At 59.0% G+C, this 8,706-nt stretch carries 7 protein-coding genes and 1 pseudogene; 4 read left to right on the top strand and 4 right to left on the bottom strand.

The annotated features are described in order from the left end of the window. From QZ534_RS16840 to arsC, 4 genes and pseudogenes are all read right to left on the bottom strand, one after another. Window positions 1-710, bottom strand: a pseudogene (locus tag QZ534_RS16840) (type II/IV secretion system protein); the annotation flags it as partial. Window positions 711-730: 20 nt separating this feature from the next. After that, complete coding sequence (locus QZ534_RS16835) at window positions 731-1,102, bottom strand: DUF2069 domain-containing protein (RefSeq protein ID WP_296936101.1); 372 nt, start codon at window positions 1,100-1,102, stop codon at window positions 731-733. A 57-nt stretch (window positions 1,103-1,159) separates the two neighbouring features. Then, complete coding sequence (wrbA, locus tag QZ534_RS16830) at window positions 1,160-1,765, bottom strand: NAD(P)H:quinone oxidoreductase (protein WP_296936099.1); 606 nt, start codon at window positions 1,763-1,765, stop codon at window positions 1,160-1,162. 43 nt (window positions 1,766-1,808) lie between these two features. Further along, window positions 1,809-2,162, bottom strand: coding sequence for an arsenate reductase (glutaredoxin) (arsC, locus tag QZ534_RS16825; RefSeq protein ID WP_296936097.1), 354 nt, complete (start codon window positions 2,160-2,162; stop codon window positions 1,809-1,811). Between the two features lie 68 nt (window positions 2,163-2,230). Between arsC and QZ534_RS16820 the strand changes: the two genes are divergently transcribed. From QZ534_RS16820 to tilS, 4 genes are all read left to right on the top strand, one after another. Then, entirely contained in the window at window positions 2,231-2,698 is a 468-nt protein-coding gene (locus QZ534_RS16820) for a TlpA disulfide reductase family protein (protein WP_296936096.1), read from the top strand. 45 nt (window positions 2,699-2,743) lie between these two features. Continuing rightward, complete coding sequence (gene dnaE, locus QZ534_RS16815) at window positions 2,744-6,226, top strand: DNA polymerase III subunit alpha (protein ID WP_296936095.1); 3,483 nt, start codon at window positions 2,744-2,746, stop codon at window positions 6,224-6,226. A 141-nt stretch (window positions 6,227-6,367) separates the two neighbouring features. Further along, window positions 6,368-7,321 carry an acetyl-CoA carboxylase carboxyl transferase subunit alpha gene (gene accA / locus QZ534_RS16810; RefSeq protein WP_296936094.1) on the top strand — a complete coding sequence of 318 codons (954 nt, stop codon included), beginning with the start codon at window positions 6,368-6,370 and terminating at the stop codon, window positions 7,319-7,321. Next, window positions 7,305-8,660, top strand: coding sequence for a tRNA lysidine(34) synthetase TilS (gene tilS / locus QZ534_RS16805; protein ID WP_296936092.1), 1,356 nt, complete (start codon window positions 7,305-7,307; stop codon window positions 8,658-8,660). Before accA ends, tilS begins: the two co-directional genes overlap by 17 nt. Window positions 8,661-8,706 lie beyond the last annotated feature (46 nt).

Genomic DNA, 8,706 nt, shown 5'->3' with positions numbered 1-8,706 from the left:
TCCGAGGCGCGCTGGTCAAAGGCGTACTGCAGCAGCCAGTCGACGATCTTGACCACGTGCTGGTCATTGGCGTCAGGGTGTTCGCTGGCGCCAAGATCCAGTAACTGTTCGAAATTCTGGTTGCCGGCCACCCCCGGGCCCTGGCCGCCACTGGCCTTGCTGACGGAGCTGGCCAGTTGGTAGAACTCCACGGTATACCGGCGGATATCCTCGGGATTGGCGACAACGCGACGGATGTCTTTGCGGACGGCCTGTTGAAGATTTTGCACCCAGTCGGTTTTGAACGGCTCACTGCTGGCGACCAGCACCTCGTCGGTACCGATCTCCACCGCCAGAATGCCATGGCGCTGGGCGAAGGCGTAGGACATCACCCGGGCAATGGCGGGCGTGTCGATCTTCAGCGGATCAATGTGGTAGTAAGGCTGCCCGGCCCAATCGGCCAGCCAATGGGTCAGCCGGTCCAGATCGAGGGTACGGTCGCTCTTCTGGCTGGTTAGCGCTGCTATAGCCACCAGCTCCAGCGGATGGCGTTTTCCCTTCTGTCCTTCACCACTGGCAGCGCCAAGATTGGCCGAGAGCACCCGTTCGGCGTCTTCCTGGCTGATTTCTCCGCTGGTCACAAGGGCAGTGCAAACATCTCTCAGGGTCAGGGTGCTTCTGGGCGGCGCGGGTGGCCGCTTCACGGTTCCGGAGTTGCTTGCTTCGGCCATAAAAGGTCAGGTCCAGATATTCAGGGTGTATTTCCGTTCGCCACTGGCCGGTTCACTTTAAGATGAATCATGGCAACAGTGAACAGCAGGAAGGTCAATACCGTCAGAATGACGGGTCCGGGAGCGCCTTCACTCAGCCAGGCGGACACGACGGCCTGGGTGAAATAGAAGATCACGACGAACGACATCCAGATATAGCCACGATTGTGGCCGCGGAACACCGTGACCGCAAAGGGCAGAAGCGGGACCAGTTTCACGGCCAGCATCAGGGGTATCGAGACCCCCTCGACCGGAGCCGGGTAGAACGTGGTAATCAGGAGGGTGGCAAGTACGCCGATATACAGGATGATCGTTGCCCGCACAGTGATTTGGGCCTTCGGGTTATTCAACATAGTGTGTTCCGGAATAAAAAAATGTTATGCAAAGTACGTCTGCCACCCGGGCGTGTATCAGTCAGCAAGCTTCAGGGCGAGTCGGGCCAGACGCTCGCCAAAGGCCTGGCACAAGGCCTTCTCGTGAGTGCTGAGTGGTTGCTGTTCAGCGGTTCCTGCCCAATGGCTGGGCCCATAGGGTGTGCCACCGGTTGCTGTTTCTCCAAGGCTTTTCTCGGAGTACGGCAGGCCGCAGACCACCATGCCGTGATGCAGAAGCGGCACCATCATGGTCATCAGTGTGGTTTCCTGTCCGCCATGCAGACTGCCGGTAGAGGTGAAAGCGCCAGCGGGCTTGCCTTCGAGGGTGCCGGCGAGCCAGAGATCACCCGTGCTGTCTAGGAAATGCTTCAGAGGCGCCGCCATGTTACCAAAGCGGGTGGGACTACCGATCGCCAGTCCGGCACAATTTGCCAGATCGGATTTGCTGGCATAGGGCGCCCCGGAGTCCGGCACTGCCGGCAGCGATGATTCGGTGTCCGGGGAAACCGGCGGTACTGACCTGAGCCTGGCTTCAATGCCTTTCACCCGGGCCACGCCCCGGCCAATCTGGCTGGCCAGCTCCGCTGTCTGGCCGGTGCGGCTGTAGAAAAGCACGAGAATATACGGCAATTGCTCGGACATCTTCAGTAGTCCCTCTGATCTGGCGCGGGAAGGTAATCGGGGCTTATAGAATCGAAAGAACGTTTTCCGGTGGGCGACCAAGGGCGGCTTTGCCGTTGGCGATCACAATTGGTCGTTCAATCAGTTTCGGCGTCGCGATCATGGCTGCGATTAACTGCTCATCGCTTAGGTCGGGATTGTTCAGACCCTGTTCTTTGTATTCGTTTTCCCCGGTTCTGATCAGGTCACGGGGGCGCAGCTTCAGTGCGTCGAGGATATCCTTTAGCTCCTGCTCTGTCGGTGGGGTTTCCAGGTAGCGTATAATCACCGGTTCAATTCCCCGTTCGGTAAGCAGTTCAAGCGTTTGGCGGGATTTCGAGCAGCGCGGGTTGTGGAAAATCCGGGTTGGTTCTGTCATCTTCGTGCCTGGTTGTCTGAGTGGAGTCCACGATTTCTGTGGTCGGTAGTCTAACAGGAGGTTTTCCGGTGCAGTACCCTGATTCTGTTCGTTCTGGTTCCCGCTTAAGGCTGCTCACTCTCATGTTGCTTGTTCTGACCATGGCAGGCTGCGAAAAAATTGAACTTGAGCGCGCCGAGGGAACAAAGCTGAACTGGGACAATTTGCGTGGGCAATGGGTACTGGTGAACTACTGGGCAGAATGGTGCAAGCCGTGCCTTGAGGAAATTCCGGAACTCAATGAGCTGGACAAGGCGCCCGACATCACTGTTCTGGGCGTCAATTTTGATGGCGTGCGAGGCGATGCCCTGGTGGAGCTCGGCGAGCGAATGGGTATCGAGTTCACCATGCTGGCGGACGATCCCGGGCCGGGGTTCGGCTGGAAACTTCCGGTCGCGCTGCCGGCTACGTTCCTGGTTAACCCCGGCGGCGATCTGGTTGAAACCCGTTTTGGCCCTCAGACCGAAGAAGAACTCCGGGCCGTGATCGGCGGCTGAGGCCGCTGCCCTAACTGAATTTAAAAGCAGGAATAACCTGACGTTATGTCGCAGACTTTTGTACACCTCCGCGTCCATTCCGAATACTCCATGGTGGATGGCCTGGTCAGGGTTAAACCGTTGATCAACCGCGTTGCCGAGCTGGGCATGCCGGCTGTTGGCCTGACTGAGCAATCCAACATGTGCTCGCTGGTCCGCTTTTACAAGGCGGCCATGGGCGCGGGCGTCAAACCTATCATTGGGGCGGATCTGTGGCTGGAAAATCCGGACGAGCCCGAGAACCCGTTCCGGCTTACGCTGTTGGCGCGGGATAACGATGGTTATCTCAATCTCACTGAAATCATTTCCCTGGGTTATACCGAGGGGCAGCGATTTGGCAAGCCTATCATCCAGCGCAAGTGGCTGGAGGCGCGGGCGAACGGCCTGATTGCTCTGTCGGGCTCAAAACTGGGCGATGTGGGTAAGGCGCTGATGGCGGGCAAGCCGGATTTGGCCCGCGAGCGCGCCCGTTACTGGATGGATTTGTACCCTGATAGCTACTACCTGGAGCTACAGCGCACCGGTCGCCCTGGTGACGAGGACTGCCTGCACCTGAGTGTCGAGCTTGCCGGGGCCCTCGGCCTCCCCGTGGTCGCCACCAACGATGTTCACTTCCTCGAAGCGGAAGACTTCGAAGCCCACGAGGCCCGGGTTTGTATCGGTGAGAGCCGCACCCTGGACGACCCACGACGTGACCGCCGGTTCAGTGATCAGCAGTACCTTCGCAGCGCCGACGAGATGATCGAGCTGTTCAGTGACATCCCGGAGGCGATCGAGAATACCGTGGAGATTGCCCGGCGCTGTTCGGTGAAGGTTCGGATGGGCGAGTACTTCCTGCCCAATTACCCGATTCCCGACGGCATGACCATGGACGACTATTTCCGGAAGGTCTCCGAGGAGGGCTTGGAAGAGCGGCTGGCCAAGACCCTGAGCAAGGACGATCCGGAATACGATGCCAAGCGCGAGGCCTACTACAAGCGCCTGAACTTCGAGCTGGACATCATTATCCAGATGGGGTTCCCGGGCTACTTCCTGATCGTGATGGACTTTATCAAGTGGGCCAAGAACAACGGTGTGCCCGTGGGGCCGGGCCGGGGCTCCGGTGCCGGCTCCCTGGTGGCCTACGCTCAGCTGATCACCGACCTGGATCCGCTGGAATACGATTTGCTGTTCGAGCGGTTCCTGAACCCGGAGCGGGTCTCCATGCCCGACTTCGACGTCGACTTCTGCATGGAAGGCCGGGACAGAGTGATCGAGTACACCGCCCAGAAGTACGGGCGAGAGGCGGTGTCGCAGATCATTACCTTCGGCACCATGGCCGCGAAGGCGGTTGTGCGGGATGTTGCCCGGGTGCAGGGCAAGTCCTATGGCCTTGCCGACAAGCTGTCCAAAATGATCCCCTTCGAGCCTGGCATGACCCTGGAAAAGGCTCTGGAGCAGGAGCCACAGCTGGTTGAGTTTCTCGAGAACGACGAGGAAGCCCAGGAAATCTGGGAAATGGCCCTGAAACTCGAGGGCGTGTGCCGGAACGCCGGCAAGCATGCCGGTGGCGTGGTGATCGCGCCCACCAAGATCACCGATTTCTCGCCCCTGTACTGTGATGACGAGGGCGGCAGCCTGGTGACCCAGTTCGACAAAGGCGATGTGGAGGATGCCGGGCTGGTGAAGTTCGACTTCCTGGGCCTGCGGACGCTCACGATCATCAAGTGGGCGCTGAACATGATCAATCCGCGCCGGGAAAAGAAGGGCATGCAGCCGCTGGACATCAACGAGATTCCGCTGGATGACGTGCCTTCGTTTGACATGCTCAAGAAAGCCGAAACCACGGCGGTGTTCCAGCTGGAATCCCGGGGCATGAAAGACCTGATTCGCCGGCTCCAGCCGGACTCCCTGGAAGACATGATCGCCCTCGTGGCTCTGTTCCGGCCGGGGCCGCTGCAGTCCGGCATGGTGGACGACTTCATTGACCGTAAGCACGGTCGTCAGCCTATGTCCTTCCCGCACCCCGATTACCAGTACGAAGGCCTCAAGCCGGTCCTGGAGCCCACTTACGGGGTCATCCTGTACCAGGAGCAGGTCATGCAGATCGCCCAGGTGATGGCTGGCTATACCCTGGGTGGTGCGGACATGCTCCGCCGGGCCATGGGTAAGAAAAAGCCCGAGGAGATGGCGAAGCAGAAGCAGATCTTCCTGGATGGCTGCGAAAAGAACGGCATCAACAAGACCCTGGCCGAGAATATCTTCGACCTGGTGGAAAAGTTTGCCGGTTACGGCTTCAACAAATCCCACTCGGCCGCCTATGCACTGGTTTCCTACCAGACCCTTTGGCTGAAAGCCCATTACCCGGCCGAGTTCATGGCCGCGGTACTGACTGCCGATATGCAGAACACCGACAAGGTGGTCACGCTGGTAGAAGAGTGCCGGAACATGAAGCTGGATCTTCTGGTGCCGGATGTCAGCCGTTCGGAATACACCTTTACCGTTAATGACGACGGCCAGATTGTCTATGGTCTTGGAGCGATCAAAGGCCTGGGTGAAGGCCCGATCCAGAGTATCGTTGAGGGCCGTGGCGATGGTGAGCCCTTCCAGGATATCTTCGATTTCTGCCGACGGGTTGATCTCAAGAAGGTCAACAAGCGGGCCATGGAAGCGCTGATTCGCTCCGGCGCCATGGACAAGCTGGGTGCGAACCGTGCCCAGCTGATGGCCAGCATTGACAAGGCGGTGCAGCAGGCCGACCAGCAATCCCGGAACGAATCCGTTGGCATGATGGATATGTTCGGCGAAATGCTGGAGGCTGGCGACGGTGGCGATCCCTACGAGGACGTGGCCGGTGTGCGCGAGTGGCCTGAAAAACAAAGGCTTAAGGGCGAGAAGGACACCCTCGGGCTGTACCTTACAGGCCACCCATTCGATGAATACGAGAAAGAAGTACGGCGGTTTGTGCGGTCCTCCATCGCCGATCTGAAGCCTAATAAGTCACCCCAGCGGGTCGCCGGGTTGGTGGTTGCCCAGCGCACCATGAAAACCCGCACCGGCTCCACCATGTGTTTCATCACCCTGGACGACAGGAGCGCGCGGATAGAGGCGACCCTGTTCTCAGAGGCCTTCTTTGAGAATCGGGAGCTGCTGCAATCTGATCAGGTAATTGTGGTTGAAGGGCAGGTCAGTCACGACGACTATTCCGGCCAGATGAAGATGCGGGTGAGCTCGGTGATGGATGTGGCGACCGCTCGACAGCAGTTCAGTCGCGGGTTGAAGCTCAACCTTCACGCCGATCAGTTACAGAATGGCCTGCTGGAGAAACTGGACACCACTCTGAGGCCGTTCCGGTGTGAAGGCAGCCCGGTCTGGATCGAGTACAGCAGCCCTGAGGCGTCGACCCGGATCGAGCTGGGAGAATCCTGGCGGGTACAGCCGGATGACAACCTGTTGCTGGAGCTCCGTTACCTCGTAGGCGACCAGTCGGTAGAACTGGTCTATGATTGAGTGAGCTGAAAATTAAAACTTTGTCAGACAGCGGACTCATACCAATGTCCGCTTTAGCCACTGTCCGGGCGCTGCTATCTTTGTGTCAAATTCTGGTTTGGCGGAGCAATTTCCCGCCTGGCAAAAAAATGATGGAACATCATGAACCCTAACTATCTGGATTTCGAACAGCCAATCGCCGACCTGGAAGCCAAGATTGAAGAGCTTCGGATGGTTGGTAACGACACCGACATCAATATCACCGACGAGATCACCCGGCTGAAGAAAAAGAGCGTCAGCCTGACGGAGAGCATTTTCTCCGATCTCAAGCCCTGGGATGTCGCCCGACTGGCGCGTCACCCTCGCAGGCCTTACACCCTGGACTACATCGAGTCCATATTTGAGGATTTTGATGAGCTGCACGGCGACCGTCGCTATGCCGACGACCTGGCGATCGTAGGCGGTACTGCCAGGTTGGATGACAAGCCAGTGATGGTGATTGGTCACCAGAAGGGCCGGGAAGTCAGGGACAAAGTCAAGCGTAACTTCGGCATGCCTCGACCGGAGGGGTATCGTAAGGCCCTGCGTCTGATGGAAATGGCCGAGCGGTTCAAGATGCCCATTCTTACCTTCATCGACACGCCGGGTGCCTATCCTGGCATTGGTGCGGAAGAACGGGGGCAAAGTGAAGCGATTGCCTTCAACCTGGCGGTTATGTCCCGCCTCAAGACACCCATTATCTCCACGGTGATCGGTGAGGGCGGTTCCGGTGGGGCGCTGGCCATCGGTGTCTGCGACCAACTGAACATGCTGCAGTATTCCACCTACGCGGTAATCTCTCCGGAAGGTTGTGCGTCGATCCTCTGGAAGAGTGCCGAATACGCCGCTCAGGCGGCAGAGGCCATGGGTGTTACCGCTGACCGGCTGAGAGATCTGGGCCTGGCGGATAACGTGGTGACAGAACCTCTCGGTGGTGCTCACCGCAACCCCGAAAAAATGTCGGAATCCCTGAAAGAGGTCCTGGCGAAGGGCGTCGCCGAACTCAGTCGCCTGCCAATGGATGAGCTGGTATCCCGTCGCTACGAGCGGCTGACCCGCTATGACACCGGGCGCTGAGCCCGGCTCCGGATTCCACTGGCCGGAGGCCCTTTGTGCCCCGGTCAGAGAGCTCCCAGATCACACTCGCCTTTGGGTTGCCCTGAGCGGTGGTCTCGATTCAACACTGCTTTTGCACCTGGCAGTACATTGTCATGGTCGCACTGGAAACGTGCGGGCAGTACACATCAATCATCAACTCCAGCCGAATGCATCGGATACCGAGTCGTTTTGCCGCGAACTTTGTGATCGCCTGGGTGTGCCGCTCGTTGTTGAGCGGGTAAACGTTGTCGCCGAGGAAAATGCAACTGGCGGTGGCGGCATCGAAGAGGCGGCCCGCAATGCACGGTATTCGGCGTTCGAGGCGCTGATGCAGCGCGGAGATTTGCTCGTGATGGCTCACCATGGTGATGATCAGGCGGAAACGGTTCTTTTCCGGATGCTCAGGGGCAGTGGTGTGCCAGGGCTGGCGGGCATGCCGTCCACTCGTGCGCTTGGCTCGGGGGTTCTTGTCCGGCCCTTGCTGGGATTTGAGCGGGCCGATCTGGAAGGTTGGGCGAGTTCGGCCGGCCTGTCATGGGTTGACGATCCCAGCAATACTGACCAGCGATTCGACCGGAATTTCCTGCGCCAGACCGTGCTGCCGTCTCTGCGGGAGCGTTGGCCGGGACTGAATCGCAGGCTCAGGCACTCGGCGGAGTCCTGTGCCGAGAGCGAAGCGCTTAACCGTAAGCTGGCGGCAATGCAGTGGCAGGCAATTGGCGGGGACGGGGACCGTCTGCCCATTGATGGGTTGAAAGCGCTGTCGCTGGCGGAGCAAAAGAATCTTATCCGTTGGTGGGTTCGGGAACGTGGTTTTCACGCGCCCACCATGGGTGACTGGCGGCAGGTCATGCAGGACCTGCTTTTTGCGGGCGAGGATCGGGAGCCGGAGTTCCGGTCCGACGGTTTCAGTCTGCGCCGCTTTCAGGGCGATCTTTATCTGGTCCCCGATCAACGGCCACTGCCGGACGCTCCTGTTGCTCTGGAGCCTGGCCCAGGGCTGAACTTCGGCGAATGGTTCCTCAGGCTGGAACCTGTCGATACCCCACAAAGGCCTCTACCGCCAATACGGATATTTACGAGGCGGGGCGGTGAGAGGGTACGTTTCCGTGCCGATGGCCCGTCCCGTTCGCTCAAGAAATGGCTGCAGGAGGTTGCCGTCCCACCCTGGGAAAGGGCCCGATTACCGCTGGTTTTCGCTGGTTCCGGGGAGGCGGCGGAGCTCGTTGCCATTGGCGATTTATGGTGTTCTGAACAATACTCGGGAAGCGCCCATGCCGCCGGTTGGCGGCTGGTTGTAGAGCGGGATTATGATTGAGTCAATGGGGCCTTTCTGGTAGTCTGGCGTCCCATCTTGAGATGAC

The sequence above is a fragment of the uncultured Marinobacter sp. genome, assembly GCF_913055835.1.
In the GTDB taxonomy this organism is placed as follows: Bacteria; Pseudomonadota; Gammaproteobacteria; order Pseudomonadales; family Oleiphilaceae; genus Marinobacter.
This window is presented reverse-complemented; position numbering and strand designations above follow the sequence as displayed.